Origin of the sequence: Shewanella sp. ECSMB14102, assembly GCF_000813075.1 — a bacterium.
Lineage (GTDB): Bacteria > Pseudomonadota > Gammaproteobacteria > Enterobacterales > Shewanellaceae > Shewanella > Shewanella indica.
Genome location: NZ_JWGX01000032.1, coordinates 1 through 18515 on the forward strand (window position 1 = coordinate 1; position 18515 = coordinate 18515).

The window sequence follows — 18515 nt, forward strand, 5'->3', positions numbered from 1 at the left end:
TGGGAGCCCGGCGCTAGCGCAGCGGGTTTTCATTCTTTGCACGACTTTTTGTACGAATTAGTTTTGTACGACCTTATATGGCAGCCCCTTGGGTTGCCATTTTTTTATCCTGCTGCTCAACTCACCCAGGTAAATAAATAGTTGATGCCAATATTGCCATTCAAGAAAATGAAAAGACTGAGTCAAACTCACTGCAACATCATAATATGGCAGACTTTTCTGGAATCTACTGTTCGGAGTGAAACAAATAAAATGAATTATTTTGCTTGGTGCGGGAACTCGCGGAAAAATCGGTAGTCAGAATTAGTGAACCGAGTGTTTCATCATTATCCTCCCTTCAAGATGGTTTCTAGCGCACCATCCAGAGTTTAGATTGAACTCTGACAGCGACCCAAATGGGTCGCTTTTTTTATGTCTCTATTTTACTGCTTGTCAGGCCCATTGAGGCGATGCTTGTGAACTTTGCAGAAGCGTGGTCAGCATATTAGCCAATTTATCCAGCGCTAGTTTTAACCCCTTTGGCATACTTTGAACATCTATGCCAAGCAGCAAGTTTTTAACCTCGAGTCCCAATTCGGTATCGCCTTCTATACTCAGTCGGCGCTGGAAGAATAGAGTGTCCGGATCCTCTTTGGCGGCTGCCACCAGCAAGAGTTCGGCGCTATTGGCACTGAAAGTGACTTCCGGAGCCGTAAAAGGTCGCACCTTGAAGCCCTGTTTGAAGCTGACTTCAAATGCCAATTCCATATCCTCGACCCGGACGCCAACCCATTGGTCTTCAAGAAAATCCAACTCGCCATCCTGAACCTGCTCGCTAAGCAATACCGCCAACAACTGTTGCAGTACACCCGCCTTGATAGTGAAAGGAACCAAATTCAGCGGTTTCCCGGCCAACTTGGGAGCCAGGGTGAGAATATCGCGCGCCGCCTTGGCGGCTAAAGCCGTGCGCATCTTGAGTTACTCCTGATAAAAAAGCCCAAACTCTGGCAGTCTAACTAAGTTTTATGGTTATAAACCTGTTTTATATCAACTCTATGAGATCCAAAGGTCGATAAACTGCTGCTTTGTTTGCAATTAGGGAGAAAGTTAACATGGAACTCCTGTGTCCGGCCGGGAACTTGGCTTCACTCAAGGCCGCTCTCAACGCCGGCGCCGATGCCCTCTATCTGGGGTTGAAAGACGATACCAACGCCCGCTCATTTGCCGGGTTGAACTTCACACCGACCAAGCTGCAACAGGCAGCCAAAGAAGTAAAGTCACAAGGGCGCAAACTGTATCTGACTATTAATACCTTTCCGCAGCCGGGTGAAGAGAAACGCTGGTATCAAGCCGTCGATCTGGCCGCCAACACAGATATTGATGGGCTGATCATGGCCGATCTGTCGCTGCTGGATTATGCCCATAATCACTACCCTCACCTGCCGTTGCATTTGTCGGTACAAGCCAGCGCCACCAATATCGGCGCCTTGTCGCTCTATAAGCGAGAATTCAACATTGAGCGCGCCGTACTTCCCAGAGTGCTTTCCATCAAGCAGGTCAAGGATCTCGCCAAAGCCAGCCCGGTTGACCTGGAAGTGTTCGCCTTCGGCAGTCTATGCATTATGGCCGAAGGACGCTGTCAATTATCTTCTTATGTGACCGGGGAATCTCCCAACTCAGGAGGTTCCTGCTCACCGGCAAAACATGTGCGCTGGCAGGAAAATCAAGGCTGTCGCCAGACCCGTCTCAACGAAGTCTTGATTGACAGCTCGGGGTTGAATGAACAGATGGGCTACCCTGTGGTATGTAAGGGACGATATCTGACCGAAGAAGACAGCCAGCCAGGCTTCTTGCTGGAATCCCCCACCAGCCTCAATACTTTGGACTTACTGCCGGAACTGGCTCAGGCTGGCATAGTGTCGCTCAAAATTGAAGGTCGCCAACGCAGCCCCGCCTATGTGGAACAAGTTACCCGGGTTTGGCGCCAGGCACTGGACACCTATCAGAATGCGCCTGAGCGGTTCCAATCCAAACCAGAATGGCATGCCGCACTGGCCAAAGTATCCGAGGGACAAACCACTACGCTGGGTGCCTACGAGCGCAGCTGGCAATAGGAAGTTTTCTATGAATATTTCTCTTGGCCCGCTGCTTTATTGCTGGCCTAAAGCACAGGTACAAGCCTTTTACCGTGAAGTAGCAGACAGCACTATTCCACTGATTTATCTGGGAGAAGCCGTTTGCAGCCGCCGCAGGCAGATGAAGTTTGCCGATTATCTGGCCCTGGCCCATGAACTCAAAGACGCCGGTAAACAGATTGTACTGTCAACCTTGGCCTTGATAGAAGCACAATCCGAGCTTAAAGAGCTTAAGAAACAACTTGATAATGGCGAATTTATGGTTGAAGCCAACGATATGGCCGCCGTAGGTATGGCGCGAGAACAGGGACTGCCCTTTGTCTGTGGCGCCAGTATCAATAACTACAACAGAGCCAGCCTGGACAAACTGCACCAATGGGGCATGCAGCGCTTTGTGATGCCCATTGAGCTGTCAAAGACTTGGCTACAGAAAGTCACTACTCCCGCACCAAGCTTTGAAGTCGAGTTATTGGGCTATGGTTATCTGCCCTTGGCCCACTCGGCCCGCTGTTTCACTGCCCGCCATCGGGGACTGGCGAAAGATGACTGTCAGACAATATGCATCCAGCACCCCAAAGGCCTGGTCGCACAAACCCAGGAGCAACAGCCGCTATTGCGACTCAACGGTATCCAGACTCAATCGGCAGGCCGCTGCGATCTCAGACGGGATATTCCAGAAATGAAACGTTTGGGCGTTGACTGGTTCAGGGTATCACCCGATGGCCATGATTCTATCGCTCTGGCGGAATCTTTACGGCAAGATGCAGGGAGTGAAGTCGACGCCGAAACGAGCAATGAAGCCTGTAATGGATACTGGCACGACGCGCCAGGCATGGTCTATAGACGTTAAATCAAAATCTTACGCAAGCTCGTGTTTGGGCTTTTAATATGGATGTTCAACAGGCTCCTGTTCATCGGGAGCCTCTTTTGTACACAGCAGCAAACACAGGACCCAGAGCATAAAACTGCCGAGTCCCAGCCATACGAGCACCGCCGGCAACCAAAAGTCGGGGCGCGGTAATTGCAGCACCAACTCATAGTAAAAAGGATTGTCTCCCTCGGTAATACCAAGTTCCAGATATGGCAAAAACAGAAAAGCGCCCAAACTGATGCCGCTGATAAGCGCCGGGATTAAGGTCCATAAGGTGGCCGCGACAAAGGGGCGTTGTACTAGATAAATTAGATAGCAACCTACGCTGATACAACCAAAGATGAAAAACCACTTCAACATCATAGTGTGGAGATGATAGACATTGACCGGAAATAAGCCCACCCCGGCGAGCGCCATACAGGTCAGAGTCAAACTGAGATAAAGAAGATGACCACTCAATTGGCGAGATAGCTGCAGGATAAACAACCAGCAGAGTACCAAACTCAGGCTGCCAAAGAACAGACCACCATTAAGAACCACTGCCAAAGATGAATGACCATAACTGCCCAATTCACTCAAACTGTGATTGAGTAAACTGAAGCCCCGGCCATCGCCACTCTGATAGCCCAAGATAACCACCCCCAGGCCCAGCAGCAGTCCAAAGAGTCCCAGCAAACCAAAGCTCAACGCCATTCTTGCCAGTCTCTGTCTTCTTAACATGCCAGTGTTTGTCCCGGATTAGGTTTCTGCAGTCTAACTTACATGCTCCAGATTTTTTTTAAAGTCCGGGCAAGGTCTTTTTGCGTTACTGATCGCTTATTTACCCGAGTTTAAACAACAAAAGTCGCTCCCGGTCGAATTATTGCATTTTGGCACCAGAGTATAGATTCCGGTTCGTTGGCCCCTGGCTTATTCAGCAACTAATTGATGATATTAATTCTAATCGTCAAGATGATGACAGCCACGGAAATTGACATGGCTTGTCCAAGGGCAAAAATGCACCAGCAGATTCCACTGTAGTCAGCCGATAGCCAGTTTATTTATAGCGTTTTATCCCGGCCAAAACACTGACCACAGAATTTTACAATTAGTATTCATATCAATGATATGCAAATACTGGTTCCTAAAAGATTTGTCAAAAAAGCCCTCCCCCCAATAACCACAAAAATGTTATGCTTATCACACTTAAAACGATAATAAGGCCTGAATCAACATAGGGCCACTAACTCTGAGCCGGAATAAAGATGTCCACAAGGAATTCCACCACTACGGACAGGGAAGTCTGTCTGCAATCCACCGACGAACTCATTTCCACCACAGATCTTCGCGGCGTTATCACTTACGTCAACCCTGCCTTTGCCAAGATCTCGGGTTTCTCTGAAGTCGAGCTATTGGGCCACAGCCACAACATGGTTCGCCATCCCGACATGCCCAAAGCAGCCTTTGCCGAAATGTGGCAATGCCTCAAGGCGGGCCAATCCTGGCGGGGATTGGTCAAAAACCGTTGTAAAGATGGTGGTTTTTACTGGGTCGATGCTTTCGTTTCCCCCATCTTTGAACAGGGAAAAATCATTGGTTATCAATCCGTCAGGGTTAAGCCCAGCCAAGAGACTGTTAAGCGGGCCATCAAAGTTTACCACCGTCTGAACCAAGGGAAAGAAGTCAAAGATCCACTGACGCTGACACAAAAACGCTTGCTTTCAGCACTGATGGCTGGGGCTGGTCTGCTACTCTGTGGTTATATTTGGGGATGGGGAGTGATGTTGGCCGGGGCCATATTGATGGCGCTCAATCTGGCAATCTTCTATGACGAAGCCTTTCGTATTCCCGCCCGACTGATGACACTCAAGCAAGAGTACGACTCTATCAGTCGCTTCATCTATGCCGGGCAAGACACCTCATCTGTGCTCGAATTCCAGTTACAACGTAAAGCTGCCATGCTTCAAGGCGTATTGGGCAGGACTCAGGATCAAGCTCTGAAAACCAATGATATTGCCGCTCAGTTGGTGGTGGCCACCGAGCAGGCCAGAGTCGGCATGGATCTGGAGCAGCAACAGATGCATCAAATTGCCAGCGCTATCGAAGAGTTGCACGCCACAATCAGTGAGGTAGCCGACAATACTCAGGCTACTTCTGGCCGTATAGATGAGGCTTATGGCCTCTGTCGTCAAAGCCGGGATGTGATGCATCAGAACAGCAAACATATTCTCCACCTAGCCGATGATGTTGCCAGGGCGGCTTCCAATGCCAAGCATCTGAACGATGAAGCTCAGCAAGTTGCCAATGCCATGTCGGAAATCGATGCCATTGCCGATCAAACCAACTTGCTGGCCCTCAATGCAGCCATAGAAGCAGCCAGAGCCGGTGAACAGGGACGCGGCTTTGCCGTAGTCGCCGACGAGGTCAGAGCCTTGTCGGCTCGAACCCAAGAGTCCACCAAAAGCATTTCAGCCAGCATAGAGACTATGTTCAGCATGCTGACCAAGTGGGCCACTGAGATGGAAGCCAGTAGACACCAAGCACAGAAATGTGCAACCGAAGCATTATCGGCAGTAGAGTCCATCAACACAGTTAACCAGGGAATGAGTGAAATACACGATCTCGCCAGACAAAATGCCGTGGCAGCCACTCAGCAGGGGCAAGTGGTACAGGAAATAGCAAGTGGCATCCAGATGATTCATGGCGCCACCCGTGACAACGTTTCTGCCCTAGGTCAAGTAGAGCACGCCGTATTGCAATTAAAGGCCAGTGCCGACAGGTCATTGAATCTGAGACAAACCTTCGGTTAAGGCTCAATCCTGGACTTGACTCGAGCAACAATTATTTAACTATTTATTTTTGAAGACTTTTTTATTAGGAACTGCTCAAACAATAATTACGCAAAGACTGCTAATAACTATGCTGTTGTGATCAAAGAGACAGAACTGACAGCGAATGAATTTACATAGCCGCATTAAGGGGGTAATCTTGCCCCCTTAAATTCTGGGGCTGGCTGAATGAAAATGCATCCAAAGCCAATATTGCCCCTGGCGAGTAACTTTTTACTCATTCATTAGTGTAAATTCAGGGTGTAACAAACGTGGCAAACGAAAAACAACCCCGCAACATAGCAACCATACTCACCTTCCTGGTGCCATCCCTGCTCGGTGTCTTACTCTTTATGACACCTATCAGTTATAACAACGAACTGACGATCCCTGTAGCTGTGTTGGCCGGTGAACTCAAAGGTTTGCTCAATGATTATCTGACCGGCATAATTTGCGCCATAGTAGTATTTATGGCCACTGCCAGTGTATTGGTAAAGCTCCTTCGTCCCGGCTTCGTCCGCCACAGCAAGTTTCTTAACTCTCTGTTGAATATCAGCCCTGCCTGGCTCTTGGTTAGAGTATTGGGAGCAATATTTATCTGCCTGACCTTCTTCCAGGTTGGCCCTGAGATACTCAGAGCCGATTCCACCGGCGCCTTGGTAATGAATGACCTGCTGCCGCTACTCTTCTGTGTGTTCTTTTTTGCCGGTATGTTCCTGCCTTTATTGCTCAATTTTGGCCTGCTGGAACTCTTCGGTACCTTACTGACCAAATTGATGCGACCGGTATTTAACCTGCCGGGACGCAGCGCCATCGACTGTATGGCCTCTTGGCTCGGGGATGGTAGCGTTGGTATTCTGCTAACCAGCAAGCAGTATGAAAACCGCTTCTATACCCAACGTGAAGCGGCGGTTATCGGCACCACCTTCTCGGCAGTCTCTATCACCTTTACCCTTGTGGTGCTCACTCAAGTAAAACTGCAGGCGATGTTTGTGCCCTTCTACCTGACGGTCTGTCTGGCCGGTATTGTTGCCGCCATAGTTGTGCCCAAGTTGCCGCCGCTGTCACGCAAAAAAGATCTCTATATTGATGGCAGTCCCAGGCAGAAAGATGATGAGTCACTGCCGCAAGGCCATAACTCCCTGTCCTGGGGGCTGGAACTGGCGCTCACCAAGGCAGCCAATACCGGCGGTATATTCAAGGTGCTCTCCGAAGGGGTAAAGAATGTCATCGATATGATCTTCGGGGTACTCCCTGTCGTGATGGCAATAGGCACCATAGCTTTGGTCATCGCCGAATACACCCCGGTATTTGACTATCTTGGCATGCCTTTTATTCCGCTGCTGGAATTGATGCAAATCCCCGAAGCAACACAGGCCTCCAAGACTATAGTCGTTGGGTTTGCCGATATGTTTATCCCCTCGATTCTGGCCACCAGCATAGAAGCCGACATGACACGTTTTGTGATTGCGGCGCTGTCGGTCACCCAATTGATCTACATGAGTGAAGTAGGCGCCTTGCTTATCGGCAGCAAGATACCGGTGAAAATTTGGGAGCTGTTCGCCGTCTTCCTGCTGCGTACTCTGGTCACCCTGCCTGTGATTGCCGGGATGGCACATCTGCTGTTCTAGGGGCAATGTAACCTAACCTCCCGACAACGGCCGCTACATGCGGCCGTTGTTGCAGCATCACCTATGAAATCCCCCCCGTAAGTATCTGTGTCACCGCGGCTTCGCATCTGGCAGAGAATGTTAAAGCCTTCAACAAGTGCTTTTACGCCAAGGATGTCGATCAGCAAGATTTGCGAACAGTACCAAAGTGAAATGGCCGATTGCTGCCGACTGATACTGACTAACCTGGAGCGCGCCGCCAAGCGGAGCCGCAGCTTCAAACCGCTCTCCGTCGAGAGAGTCCCATGAACAACTGCGGGAATTTAAACTGGTGACTCAAGTGCTTGGCGGCGAGATCCGCCTGATCAGTGCACCGGGGCATGGCAGCGAGTTTCGCATCATATTGCCAAATGATATCAAGATGAGTTCGGGGCGTCACAATAAGGTCATCGAGACGTCACTTCAAGGTCAAATAACTGACTTAGAGTCTTTCACAGTCAAACCCGTTTCACTGGTTTTATCCAGGAGCCGCGATGAAAGACAGCAAGTCATTGCTCAACAAACCATCGACATTTCACCCATACTCCCGCCGCGCAGCCGAGCCTGTTACCAAGCTCAACGCCCTCTGGCTCTCGGATATTCACCTGGGCAGCATTGACTGCAAGGCCGAATACCTGCTGCACTTCCTAAACAGCGTTCAGCCCAAGGTGCTGTATCTGGTGGGGGACATAGTCGATATCTGGGCCCTCAAACGCCGGGTATTCTGGCCCGAGAGTCACAACCAACTGCTGCAAAAACTGCTGCAGATGGCACAGAGCGGCATCAAGCTGGTGTATCTGCCCGGCAACCATGACGAGCTATTTAAGGACTACCACCAGCTGCAACTCGCCGACGTCATTATCAGCAAAGAGTACCGACATCAAACCCTGAGCGGCAAAACCTTGCTGATGCTACATGGCGATCAGTTTGACTCCGAAGTCTGTATCGGCCGCATCACCGCCCGCCTCGGCGATCACCTCTACGATGTCTTGATGTTTCTCAACCGCCAACTGCACAAGGTTCGCCGCCGTCTCGGGTACCCCTATTGGTCTTTGGCCGGTTTTATCAAGCAAAGAGTCGGCAAGGCCCAGCAAGCCATCAACAGTTTTCGCGAAGCCGTGGTGCGCTATGGCCGCAAGCAGAAGGTGGACGGCATCATCTGTGGCCATATTCACCAGCCCGAGCTCACGGAAATGAGCGGCTTTATCTATGCCAATGATGGTGACTGGGTAGAGAACTGCACCCTATTGACCGAAACCCTCGAGGGCGAGCTGCAACTCGAGCGCTGGAATGAACAACTGGGCCGGACCGAAGTACTGAAACGCTTCGCCTGGCAGAGACAAGAACAACAAGCTGCTTAAATCAGGTACCCCATTATGATGTTTACCGTCGATAAAGTTGTGGAATCCAATCTGCCCAATATCAACAGCAAGCCTTGGCTCGCCAAGCCAACCAAGGCCTTACTGCGTTATCTGCTCAATGAGCGGGAGTGCAATGATATCGCCGGCCAATTCAGTTTTCTCAAGGGCGTGGATTTTGTTGAACAAGTGCTGGAAAGCTTTGCCGTCAGCTATACTGTGCCGGACAGTGAGGTGGAAAACATTCCCCATCAGGGCCGGGTCGTTATCTTCGCCAATCATCCAATAGGTTCGCTGGATGCTCTGGTGCTGATAAAACTTATCAGCGAAGTCAGGCCTGACATTAAAGTAGTTGCCAACGAGCTGCTGATGACACTGACGCCACTGCACAACATCCTGCTGCCGGTTCGCAATATGACAGGCGGCACCCCCAGACAACACCTGGAGAAGATCCATCAACATCTGCGTAGTGAAGGCGCTGTGCTCATCTTTCCATCGGGTGAGGTTTCCCGGCTCAGACCAAACGGCATTCGCGATACCCAGTGGCAAACCGGCTTCCTGAAGATGGCTATCAGCTGCAATGCGCCGCTGCTGCCCATGTATGTCGATGCCAAGAACTCGGCGACCTTTTACGGCGCTTCCATGTTATATAAACCTTTGGCTACCCTGCTGTTGGTCAAGGAGATGTTTAAACAAGCCAGTAACACTTTGCCGGTGCGTATCGGCGAGCTTATCCCGGCAGAAGCGGTCAGCGGCAGTAACTTCCCACTCAAAACCCGGGTCAGTCTGCTGAAGAACCATCTCTATCGCATCGGCAAGAATCGTAGCCCACTTTTCAACACCCAGAGCGCCATCGCCCATCCAGAAAAACGTCGTGAGTTGCAACAGGCTTTACTGCAGTGCGAGCAGCTTGGTCAAACTCAGGATGACAAGCAGATTTTCCTCTACCGCCATCAGGGCAGCAGCCCTGTGATGCGGGAAATAGGTAGGCTGCGGGAACTGGCTTTCCGCGCCGTAGGTGAAGGTACGGGAAAACGCAGAGACATAGACAGGTACGACTCCAGTTATCTGCACCTGGTGCTCTGGGATCCCAAGGAGCTGGAAATAGTCGGCGCCTACCGCTTTGCCGAAGTTGCGAACTTGCACAGTGCCGGAGAAAGCCTCTACAGTGAGTCACTGTTTCACTATCAAGCTGAATTTTCGCCCTATTTCACCAAGGGCCTGGAACTCGGCCGCAGCTTTGTACAGCCTAAATATTGGGGGAAGCGCAGTCTCGATTACCTCTGGTACGGCATAGGTGCCTTTCTGGCTCGTCATCCCGGCTACCGCTATCTATTCGGACCGGTGACCATAAGCAACCAACTGCCGGCACCAGCCAAGGAGATGTTGGTGCACTTCTACCTGCAGCAGTTTCCCTGTAAGACACAACTGGCACAGTCTTTCGCGCCTTTTGGTCTGTCACCTGAGCGCCAGACTGAGCTGGACAAACTCTATATCGATTCAGATTATCAAGACGCGTTTAAACAGCTCAAGCAGACCCTTGCCAGTATGGGAGCCGCTGTGCCAACTCTCTACAAGCAATACGGCGAACTTTGTCAGCCTGATGGGGTGCGCTTCCTCGCCTTTGGAGTGGATGCCGACTTTGCCGACTGTATCGATGGCTTGGTGCTGGTGGACTTGGACAAACTCAAGTTCAAAAAACGCAGCCGCTATATCGATTGCCATCTGCAGGAGCTCAATCAGCAAGATGAAAATACTCTGAGTTAGCATTATTGACAGGGCTCTGATATAACAAAGGAAAGGTTATGGAGGATCCCTATGCAGCTCTGCATCGCCGATATCATGATCACTCGGGTTGTCACAGTGGAAATGGACGATCGCCTGAGTGTGGTCAAAGAGATATTTCATCATGCAGGCTTTCATCACTTACTGGTAGTGAATGATGAAGGCAAGCTGGAAGGCGTCCTGTCCGAACGTGATCTGCTGCGGGCCTTAAGCCCCAACCTTGGCAGCGATACCGCCAGCAGCAGAGATCTGGAAACCCTCAATAAGCGGGCACACCAAGTAATGAGCCGTAACCCTGTAACCGTTGCGCCCCACGTAGGCCTGGCGCAGGCTTCCAGGCTCTTATTGGAGAAAGATATAGGTTCACTGCCGGTACTGGAAGACGGCGAAATTGTCGGTATAGTGACCTGGAAGGATCTATTGCGAGCCTATTGCTGTTAACCCGAACTGGCTCAAGTATCATGACTTAGGGAAAGTTATCTTAGAGCCATCTCATCCAACTTACGAGCCTTCTCAGAGCTGAATGCTTCCTTGAGCAACACACACTCTCTGGCTTCCCTGATAAAGTAACGCTTACCGCGGGCATCCTTTAACGACTTACCGCTCAAACGCGCCATAAATAGCTGCTGCTTGTCCAAGTCCCAGCGATAAAAGGCAATCTGCTCTCCCTTGCTGGTAATCAAGTGACATTTAACATCCTGCCGCTCGGCGGCTTGGGCTGTAAATAGCATACCGGGCAGTAGGAGCAACAAACCATATTTAATTGATCTAATCATTTCCAACACTCCGTTGAAGCACCACTTTTAATCCCGGCATCGGTCAAGGTCAGCGTTTTACACTTACTGTCGCGGCTGGCCTGCGCTCCTTGTGCCGTTGCGGTCAGGGTGAAATCCGCTGTGCCGGTTGACGCGATACTGTAATGACCATTCTCAGTAATAAAGGGACTGGCATTGAGCCCCAGTTTGGTCATATCCGTGGCATAAGTGCGATTATCCAAATAGTATTGCTCCTGCAGATTGGCCAGTCGCATCAAGGCCGCATGAGCCTCGGAACGAGTACTCTTGGCAATGTACTGCACATAAGATGGATAAGCGATAGACGCCAGTATGCCGATAATGACCACAGTAATCATGACTTCTATCAGGGTAAAACCCGCTGGTCTTTTCATCTCTTATCCTACTCATTTACATGGTAATAAATCTTGTTGGTAGTCAGACCTGTCTCCAATGCCACTGTACCTGAACAGTTTTCACCGGTTTCATCACACTCACCGCGACCAATAATCAAGGCAGCATCTGGATTGTCCGGATTATCCGGATCATCAGGATCTTTGGGCGGGGTAATAATTTTAGGCGGCTGAGGAATACAATCTTCACACACTTCCAAAAACTCATAATTGTAACGCCCACCTTTATGCAGGTCATAGCGGTATAAACGCCCAGTCGAGGAGATAAGACAACTGTCTGCTGTTTCCGGTGTTGTTTGCGCGGGTACAAAGGAGGTGAAATAAACGTCACCCTTAATAATGGCCGAAGGCGACAGGCTCTTTTCCCCGGCAATGGAGAAATTACGGAACCAACCCAGCTTGGTACCAAATTCAATATTCTCACTGTCACTGCTCGGAGCAGCCGATGTCACATCATAGAGGTTGGCCAAGGTAATGGGACTAGGTACCGTCGCACCTGAGGCGCCAAAGGTCTTGGTCACCACATGACGATCCTGTAGCACAAAAAACATATCCTCCACGGCGCTCTCCAAAGGTGAGGCCCGGTTACCACTGCCCAAAGTCACAGCATCGTAAGGCACATTTTGATAGGCCGTAGTCGTGCTGGTATTACCATCAGCATCAGTCACTGTTACCTGGGTGACATTGGTAAATACCGTCTGAGCAACCACTGGTTCATAGAAAAAACGACGATCGGAAGAAGCAAGCGCACCTCCCAAAGAGGCAAACTTAAAGCCACTCCAACTGGCTGTATTTTCAGAGGGCATATCCATGCGCCAGACATTACCACCAAGGTCTGCGGCATACAGCCTGTCAGTTGCGCCATCGCTGTTGCTATCGAGGGTGGCGATTGAACCGGCAATACTGTGCTCTATGCCGGTCAAAGCCGTGTTGCCATCAACACCAAAGCTATGCTCGAGTTTCCCGGTTTCGGCATTGACCAGGTACACATTGCGGCCATCTGAGTTACTGCCTGTGTTGGCGTCATAGCCCAGATTGTAACCGCCACCGAAAATCACTACAGGGGTATCCAAACCCGGCACCTTAGTCACAACAGGTGTCGACCAAGTTTGTCCCAAGTTGGCAAAACCGGCGCTATTGCTGTCAATCCGCCACATCAATATAGGTGAATCCGGTGCGGTAACATCGAAGCCATAGTAAGCACTCCCGCCCCGACGCATCCCGAAGAAGAGCCAGGCCTTGGTAATAACACCCGACTCATTGCGCTCCAAATAGGAAACCGGCGAACCATCTATGCCATAAACGCTATGGCCATTGGCATAACTGTTATCCCTGAGCTCCTGCACATTACGGAGAAACTCATAGGGCATAAAGGCCCAACTCTCTTCAACACTGCTACCTGTATCTTTAAAGGCATGCAACATACCATGATTGGTGCCAACGAAAATGCGCACATTGGTGCTATCACCGCTACTAAAATCAATGGCTAGTGGTTGCGAGTGCATGGGATCACCCATGATATCGCCGCGAACCCCGCTGTAATCGTCAGAGGTAAACTCACCATTTTCATCTATATCGACATTTTTCCCCTTGATCCACTCAAAGGCTTTTTCAAGCTCAGCACTTTCAGTACCGGCTGCCACACTCATGTTCATATAGGTCAACAAGGCACTGTCACCACCGGCATAGCTGGAAGCCTGGTTCTTACTCAAAATTGCGAGGTCACCACCTACCTTGATGTTGCTGTAGATAATACGGCTATCAGGCACTATGGTTCTGGCCGCCCCGCCTTCCTGTACATCGTTACCATCAGGGTTCGGAGAGCAGCTACTCCATAGACTACAGGCCGAATCAGAAATACCACCTGTTTTTGAAATGGCTGCTTCACCATTGGCATCTATCAAAACCCCTGAGGGATTAACTTTTAACTTTTTCAAATTGCCGACCCATCTGGGGCCTTGAGATGGACGAAACAGCGCATAATAAGCAGAGTCCAGGGTCCGAGTTGGGTCAGCATTACTAAAGGCCACCCCGGGCGCGGAAAACCTTTGGCCTTCATCCGTGATACTGTCGAGCACATTACTGAAGGCTTGCTGTAAATCGGCCACACTGTTGGCGGTATAATACTGGCCGTTACCTCTCCTGGCCGTCTCTTCCAACAAAGGCTCAGCGGCAGAACCTTCCTCGAGCGCAAAGCCTATGGTGTGAGTCACCACCCGTTGAAACTTTTCCGTATCCGGCAGTATATCGTTATGCGCCATATAGCTGGCCAACGCAGGCAGATAGCTGATTTCTTCGCCATTATTACCTATGAAAGTATAAGGAAAGTAATTTCCCTCGACATTCGCCGCATTGACAAGAGAAGTAATCTTATCGTTAGCCGAAGCATCCAAGGTAGGCACACCATCGGTAATATAGATGATATAAGCAATATCACTACAAACACTCATGGGAGACAGGTAACGACCATTATCCTCTACACTTGTATCGTATGGTGGTCTATTAGCAGTGTAATGTATGTCATTCCCATCATACTTAAAGTCACTATGACCAAAAGTAATGGGGCCACCACTGAAATACTGATAGGCTTCAAACAAAGTTTCACAAAGTGGAGTGTTGGTTTCAGCCGGTAGATTTTCAATTGTATTAAGCAAAACGTCTTTCTGTGATGCGGTGCGATTACGAATACCGGCAATGATTCGGCCACCATCTCGCTGCCCTTCCACATCATAATTCATATTAAATACTGCCAGGCCGAAATCAACCGACGGCATAGAGCTAATCACCCCGGAAATCGCAGTTTTTGCAATATCCAACCGGCTAAGATCCTGAACATCATCCAGTAAATCGTTCTTATAGCGGGTATACCAACGTAGATAATTATCTGTGTAAAGAGTTACCAACTCACCTTGATTGAAGCCAAGTTTTTCAGCATTTTCCAACGCCGCAGCATCTGTACCACCATATGGCTGATAATTTTTATTATTTCCAACGCTATTTTGAGGGTAACCATTAGGATACACACCATTATTGCTTTCTCTACCTCCTGCAATATCTTCCCAGCAATCAATCGGGTTGTTCCTTTCTGCACCACTGTTTTCCTTAATAGGTTGCCAAGTACCCGCGCCGTTGCCGGAAAACACAAACTCCCGGATATAACCGGTAAAACGACCATAAGTATCCAGAGCTTCTTGGGCTACAGCGCAACCATTAAGAAGCTGATTGAAGCGGCGCGACTCCGAGGGGCTGTCCGGTACGGGTAATGCGCTTTCATCCATTCCGGAGCCAACGGTAAAGTAGATCAACCGCTCATCATAGGAATGGGAAGAACCTACGGGAAGATACTCTTCGCCAGGATCGTACCCACCTGGCACTCCTGTTTCTATAGTATCCATGGACGCTGAGTTATCAAAGATAATCAACACCTTGGCTCGCCCTTGATTAGGAGGAGGTATCAGGTATAGGTCTGTATCATCGGCCGACACCTGCCCGGAAGAGCCCACCAGCACAAACAACAAACCGCATAAACACTTTTTGAGTTTCATGATCCGCTCCCGTTAAGCACTTCCTGCTCAACCCCTTCGATAACTGTCAGTTGTCCAAGATTATCCCGCCCATACTGCACTTGGCTTGAAACCTCAACTCGCCGGCACTTAATAAGATCTGTACCGCTGGCAGCTCTGCTCCGTTGACAGGCAACATTCTTGGCGTCCACAGTGCCATCACTCTTCAATGGCAAAGGTGTCAAAACCTGACTACCACCCAAAAAACTATTATCATCATCAACCGCTGTCATCGTTGCCAATTCTGCCTGGCTCTTGGCGTTCAATACCGCCTGCAACCCACCATCGGCCAAGGCTTTGGCTTCCACCCGCTCGGCACCGGCGCCGGCCATGCGCAGCGACTGACTGGAGTTAACCGCCAGTGCCACACCAATTAAGGTCAAAATAATCAGGAGGATAAGTGCAAAAAAAAGTACAACTCCCCGCTGCTGCCTTATCTTCATCTACTTAATTCCTTATCAACACCGGGTTTTCAAGCACCACAGTGGTCGAAACCACCTTACGGCGGAAGTGATCAGGTTTTACATTGTCATTCTTGTCAGGCCTTGGGTATGTAATTGTTTTATCACCTATTTGATAGGTATTCTCATTTGTATATGCCTTGTCCTCTGCAACTGAACGTACCAGTAAAAAGACTCTCAAGGCCACAATTCGCTGAAACAGCTGGTTATCCCACATTAGATCCGTCACACTCTGCACCGGCATAAAGCTATCGGCTGTGTCATCACCATCCTCATCAAACCCATAGAGAATGCGCATATTCTCTATGCCTTCGACCAAGGGTTCGTCCACATCCATTCCATTTTTAGAAAGTGATTTGCGGGTCAGAACCGGCACGCCGTTATTGTCTTTGATAAAGTAAACATGGTGTTGATATTCCCACACCCTTTGGTTTTCAAGGGCGGGATCTGTATCGTTAAAAAACACCGCCTGGCTGGCCGTTGTCGCTACCCGAAAACCACCGCCGGTACCGGGAGGCCCCACCAGACGTTTAATCTGAATCACATCTGTCCTATCAATCACTGAACTGACACAGCTCAGTGAGCCGGTACTCACCCCGGCCTCATAGCCCCAAAGACGTCTGAAGTGGGCAGGTTTATCATTAGGCAGAGTGGCGTTGTTGAGCCCCTCGCCGGTGCAATCTGTCCCAACTGTATTATCGACCCGAGTATTGGTACCCAGCACAAAGTCTGTACCCGTCATATCTCCGAAGAAACCTACCTGACTCAGATCCGGTACCATGATAGCCAGCGCGATACGGCCATTTTCCTGCAACTGATTGAACTGCCCTGTGGTAGTAACATTGGTGGCAGACATACTGAACATGGCGAACAAGCCTAGTGTCAGAAACAGGCTGATAACCATGGCCACCATGAGCTCAACCAGAGAAAAACCCGACTGCTTTGAATTTGTCACACTCATCGCCTTAACCTTGGTTAATCACAGTCTTGAGGATAAAAACCCGCCGACGCTTCCCCAGGCTATCGCCGCAGTCAGTCGCTTCATAAGCGGTGCCGGCGGTTTCCTGAATGCCTCGCCATGCCATCACGATAGTGACATCACTGCCATTGACAGTCAGACAAGCAGTGGCGCTATCGAGGCCGCCGACATTCCGGCTATCTGCCTTTTCAGCAGCGCCGGTAAAGAGCTCCTGCCATTGGTAAAGATCCCAAGCCAAAGTCTCGGCAGTAGTGCAGGTCACAGTGGCGCTAAGGCCCACATCACAGGATTTTGCAGGGGCACTTCCGCTTCCATCATAGGAGCCCTCATAACTACTCAAAACCTTGTTATTGAGCTTCATCCGATTGAGGATATCGTTGGCAAAGTAGGCCGCCTGAGTCTGTTGAAATGATTCAAAGCTGGCGCGCTTGGCTACTATATGTAAGTTAAATATCCCGATAAGCCCTATCACCAAAATGACGAGCGCTACCATAACCTCAATCAGAGAGAACCCCTCCCTGCGTTTTTTCATAGGTGTCAAATCTCCAGACAGCGCCATGTTTTTGACAATAAATTCAGCCTATTAGTTCTTTAATATCTTATAGTTAGCTAAACGCAACAATAATACCTGTTAATGATAGTTGAGTCGAATGTAAATCGCCAGTAACAATCATCGCTAATAAATTCAAGCCTGATAAGAAGTATTTTTTCCATAAAAAAAAGAGGCTTAGATAGCCTCTTTTTAAAATGCTGTTCGCTTAAATAAGCGCGATAAACTCGCGGTTTCTTACCTTAGCTCAACCGGTACGGCAAATACGGTATCTTCCTTGCGCCCTTCCACTTCGGTCACCACGCTCGGCGCCAATTTAGCTATAGCCTCAACAACCTGCTGCACCAACACCTCAGGAGCAGAAGCCCCGGCAGTAACCGCAACCTTGCTGACACCATCAAACCACTCACGTTCTACATCATCGGCGTTATCGACCAGATAGGCCTGAGTGCCAGACTTGAGCGCCAATTCCCGCAGTCTGTTGGAATTGGAGCTGTTTTTGGAGCCAACCACAATCAGCAAGTCCACATCCTGGGCCATTTTACGTACCGCATCCTGACGGTTTTGGGTCGCGTAGCAGATATCGTCTTTCCTGGGCCCTTCAATCGAAGGGAACCGCTTCTGCAGCGCGGCAATAATATCCAGGGTATCATCCACCGACAGCGTGGTTTGGGTAACAAAGCAAAGGTTATCCGGCTCTTTCACCTGCAATGCATCCACGTCGGCCGGAGACTCAATGAGATAGACTCCCCCTTCAGGGTTATCGTACTGCCCCATGGTGCCTTCCACTTCGGGATGGCCGGCATGACCGATAAGAATGCACTCAATACCCTTGCGACTGGCGCGGGTCACCTGCAGATGCACCTTGGTCACCAGAGGACAAGTGGCATCAAACACCTTAAGACCACGACGCTTGGCTTCATTGCGCACCGCCTGCGACACCCCATGAGCACTGAAAATCACTATGCTGTTGTCGGGCACCTGATCCAGTTCATCGACAAAAATCGCCCCGCGCTGCTTGAGATCTTCAACCACATAACGGTTATGCACTACTTCATGGCGCACATAGATAGGCGGGGAAAAGAGTTCCAGCGCCCGTTCCACTATGCTGATAGCCCGGTCAACACCGGCACAGAAGCCTCTGGGATTGGCCAGTAATATGTTAAGACCGGTAGATTTTGCTACTGACATA

At 49.9% G+C, this 18515-nt stretch carries 16 protein-coding genes; 7 read left to right on the forward strand and 9 right to left on the reverse strand.

The annotated features are described in order from the left end of the window. Positions 1-432: 432 nt before the first annotated feature. Positions 433-951, reverse strand: a complete 519-nt coding sequence (gene ubiT / locus RC73_RS12010) for a ubiquinone anaerobic biosynthesis accessory factor UbiT (RefSeq protein WP_039034871.1) — start codon at positions 949-951, stop codon at positions 433-435. Between the two features lie 140 nt (positions 952-1091). Between ubiT and ubiU the strand changes: the two genes are divergently transcribed. Next, positions 1092-2093 (forward strand): ubiquinone anaerobic biosynthesis protein UbiU, encoded by a 1002-nt coding sequence (gene ubiU / locus RC73_RS12015; RefSeq protein ID WP_039034872.1) that lies wholly within the window; start codon positions 1092-1094, stop codon positions 2091-2093. A gap of 10 nt (positions 2094-2103) precedes the next feature. Then, positions 2104-2964 carry a U32 family peptidase gene (locus tag RC73_RS12020; protein ID WP_039034873.1) on the forward strand — a complete coding sequence of 287 codons (861 nt, stop codon included), beginning with the start codon at positions 2104-2106 and terminating at the stop codon, positions 2962-2964. Positions 2965-2997: 33 nt separating this feature from the next. Here RC73_RS12020 and RC73_RS12025 read toward each other — a convergent pair whose 3' ends face one another. Then, the gene (locus RC73_RS12025) at positions 2998-3705 is read right to left on the reverse strand and encodes a hypothetical protein (RefSeq protein ID WP_052248170.1); all 708 of its coding nucleotides are present in this window, start codon (positions 3703-3705) and stop codon (positions 2998-3000) included. 524 nt (positions 3706-4229) lie between these two features. Here RC73_RS12025 and RC73_RS12030 point away from each other — a divergent pair. The 5 genes from RC73_RS12030 to RC73_RS12050 all read left to right on the forward strand — a co-directional run bounded on the left by RC73_RS12030 (position 4230) and on the right by RC73_RS12050 (position 11025). Continuing rightward, complete coding sequence (locus RC73_RS12030; protein ID WP_039034874.1) at positions 4230-5774, forward strand: methyl-accepting chemotaxis protein; 1545 nt, start codon at positions 4230-4232, stop codon at positions 5772-5774. Positions 5775-6064: 290 nt separating this feature from the next. Further along, on the forward strand, positions 6065-7423 hold the full coding sequence (locus tag RC73_RS12035; RefSeq protein ID WP_039034875.1) for a YjiH family protein: 1359 nt from the start codon (positions 6065-6067) through the stop codon (positions 7421-7423). A 512-nt stretch (positions 7424-7935) separates the two neighbouring features. Further along, positions 7936-8802, forward strand: coding sequence for a UDP-2,3-diacylglucosamine diphosphatase (locus tag RC73_RS12040; RefSeq protein WP_082014312.1), 867 nt, complete (start codon positions 7936-7938; stop codon positions 8800-8802). Positions 8803-8817: 15 nt separating this feature from the next. After that, positions 8818-10566, forward strand: a complete 1749-nt coding sequence (locus RC73_RS12045; RefSeq protein WP_082014313.1) for a GNAT family N-acyltransferase — start codon at positions 8818-8820, stop codon at positions 10564-10566. Between the two features lie 51 nt (positions 10567-10617). Continuing rightward, the gene (locus RC73_RS12050) at positions 10618-11025 is read left to right on the forward strand and encodes a CBS domain-containing protein (RefSeq protein ID WP_039034876.1); all 408 of its coding nucleotides are present in this window, start codon (positions 10618-10620) and stop codon (positions 11023-11025) included. Positions 11026-11060: 35 nt separating this feature from the next. Here the strand turns inward: RC73_RS12050 and RC73_RS12055 are convergent, their stop codons facing one another. The 7 genes from RC73_RS12055 to ispH all read right to left on the reverse strand — a co-directional run bounded on the left by RC73_RS12055 (position 11061) and on the right by ispH (position 18514). Next, positions 11061-11360, reverse strand: coding sequence for a TapY2 family type IVa secretion system protein (locus RC73_RS12055; protein ID WP_039034877.1), 300 nt, complete (start codon positions 11358-11360; stop codon positions 11061-11063). Then, positions 11357-11752, reverse strand: a complete 396-nt coding sequence (locus RC73_RS12060; RefSeq protein ID WP_039034878.1) for a type IV pilin protein — start codon at positions 11750-11752, stop codon at positions 11357-11359. Before RC73_RS12060 ends, RC73_RS12055 begins: the two co-directional genes overlap by 4 nt. 8 nt (positions 11753-11760) lie before the next feature. Next, a complete protein-coding gene (locus RC73_RS12065) occupies positions 11761-15315 on the reverse strand; it encodes a pilus assembly protein (RefSeq protein WP_039034879.1) in 3555 nt (1184 codons plus the stop codon). Continuing rightward, positions 15312-15770 (reverse strand): PilX N-terminal domain-containing pilus assembly protein, encoded by a 459-nt coding sequence (locus tag RC73_RS12070; RefSeq protein WP_039034932.1) that lies wholly within the window; start codon positions 15768-15770, stop codon positions 15312-15314. The genes RC73_RS12065 and RC73_RS12070 overlap by 4 nt, the downstream gene beginning before the upstream one ends. A gap of 10 nt (positions 15771-15780) precedes the next feature. Beyond that, on the reverse strand, positions 15781-16755 hold the full coding sequence (locus tag RC73_RS12075; protein ID WP_039034880.1) for a PilW family protein: 975 nt from the start codon (positions 16753-16755) through the stop codon (positions 15781-15783). Between the two features lie 4 nt (positions 16756-16759). Further along, positions 16760-17305 (reverse strand): type IV pilus modification protein PilV, encoded by a 546-nt coding sequence (pilV, locus tag RC73_RS12080; protein WP_082014314.1) that lies wholly within the window; start codon positions 17303-17305, stop codon positions 16760-16762. A 255-nt stretch (positions 17306-17560) separates the two neighbouring features. Beyond that, positions 17561-18514 (reverse strand): 4-hydroxy-3-methylbut-2-enyl diphosphate reductase, encoded by a 954-nt coding sequence (ispH, locus tag RC73_RS12085; protein WP_039034882.1) that lies wholly within the window; start codon positions 18512-18514, stop codon positions 17561-17563. Between the last annotated feature and the right edge of the window lies 1 nt (position 18515).

Coding starts and splice junctions, on each gene's coding strand:
- RC73_RS12050 (WP_039034876.1), top strand. CDS start 10,618: ATGCAGCTCTGCATCGCCGATATCATGATCACTCGGGTTGTCACAGTG.
- RC73_RS12045 (WP_082014313.1), top strand. CDS start 8,818: ATGATGTTTACCGTCGATAAAGTTGTGGAATCCAATCTGCCCAATATC.
- ispH (WP_039034882.1), bottom strand. CDS start 18,514: ATGTCAGTAGCAAAATCTACCGGTCTTAACATATTACTGGCCAATCCC.
- RC73_RS12030 (WP_039034874.1), top strand. CDS start 4,230: ATGTCCACAAGGAATTCCACCACTACGGACAGGGAAGTCTGTCTGCAA.
- pilV (WP_082014314.1), bottom strand. CDS start 17,305: ATGAAAAAACGCAGGGAGGGGTTCTCTCTGATTGAGGTTATGGTAGCG.
- ubiT (WP_039034871.1), bottom strand. CDS start 951: ATGCGCACGGCTTTAGCCGCCAAGGCGGCGCGCGATATTCTCACCCTG.
- RC73_RS12040 (WP_082014312.1), top strand. CDS start 7,936: ATGAAAGACAGCAAGTCATTGCTCAACAAACCATCGACATTTCACCCA.
- RC73_RS12065 (WP_039034879.1), bottom strand. CDS start 15,315: ATGAAACTCAAAAAGTGTTTATGCGGTTTGTTGTTTGTGCTGGTGGGC.
- RC73_RS12075 (WP_039034880.1), bottom strand. CDS start 16,755: ATGAGTGTGACAAATTCAAAGCAGTCGGGTTTTTCTCTGGTTGAGCTC.
- RC73_RS12060 (WP_039034878.1), bottom strand. CDS start 11,752: ATGAAAAGACCAGCGGGTTTTACCCTGATAGAAGTCATGATTACTGTG.
- RC73_RS12055 (WP_039034877.1), bottom strand. CDS start 11,360: ATGATTAGATCAATTAAATATGGTTTGTTGCTCCTACTGCCCGGTATG.
- RC73_RS12020 (WP_039034873.1), top strand. CDS start 2,104: ATGAATATTTCTCTTGGCCCGCTGCTTTATTGCTGGCCTAAAGCACAG.
- RC73_RS12025 (WP_052248170.1), bottom strand. CDS start 3,705: ATGTTAAGAAGACAGAGACTGGCAAGAATGGCGTTGAGCTTTGGTTTG.
- ubiU (WP_039034872.1), top strand. CDS start 1,092: ATGGAACTCCTGTGTCCGGCCGGGAACTTGGCTTCACTCAAGGCCGCT.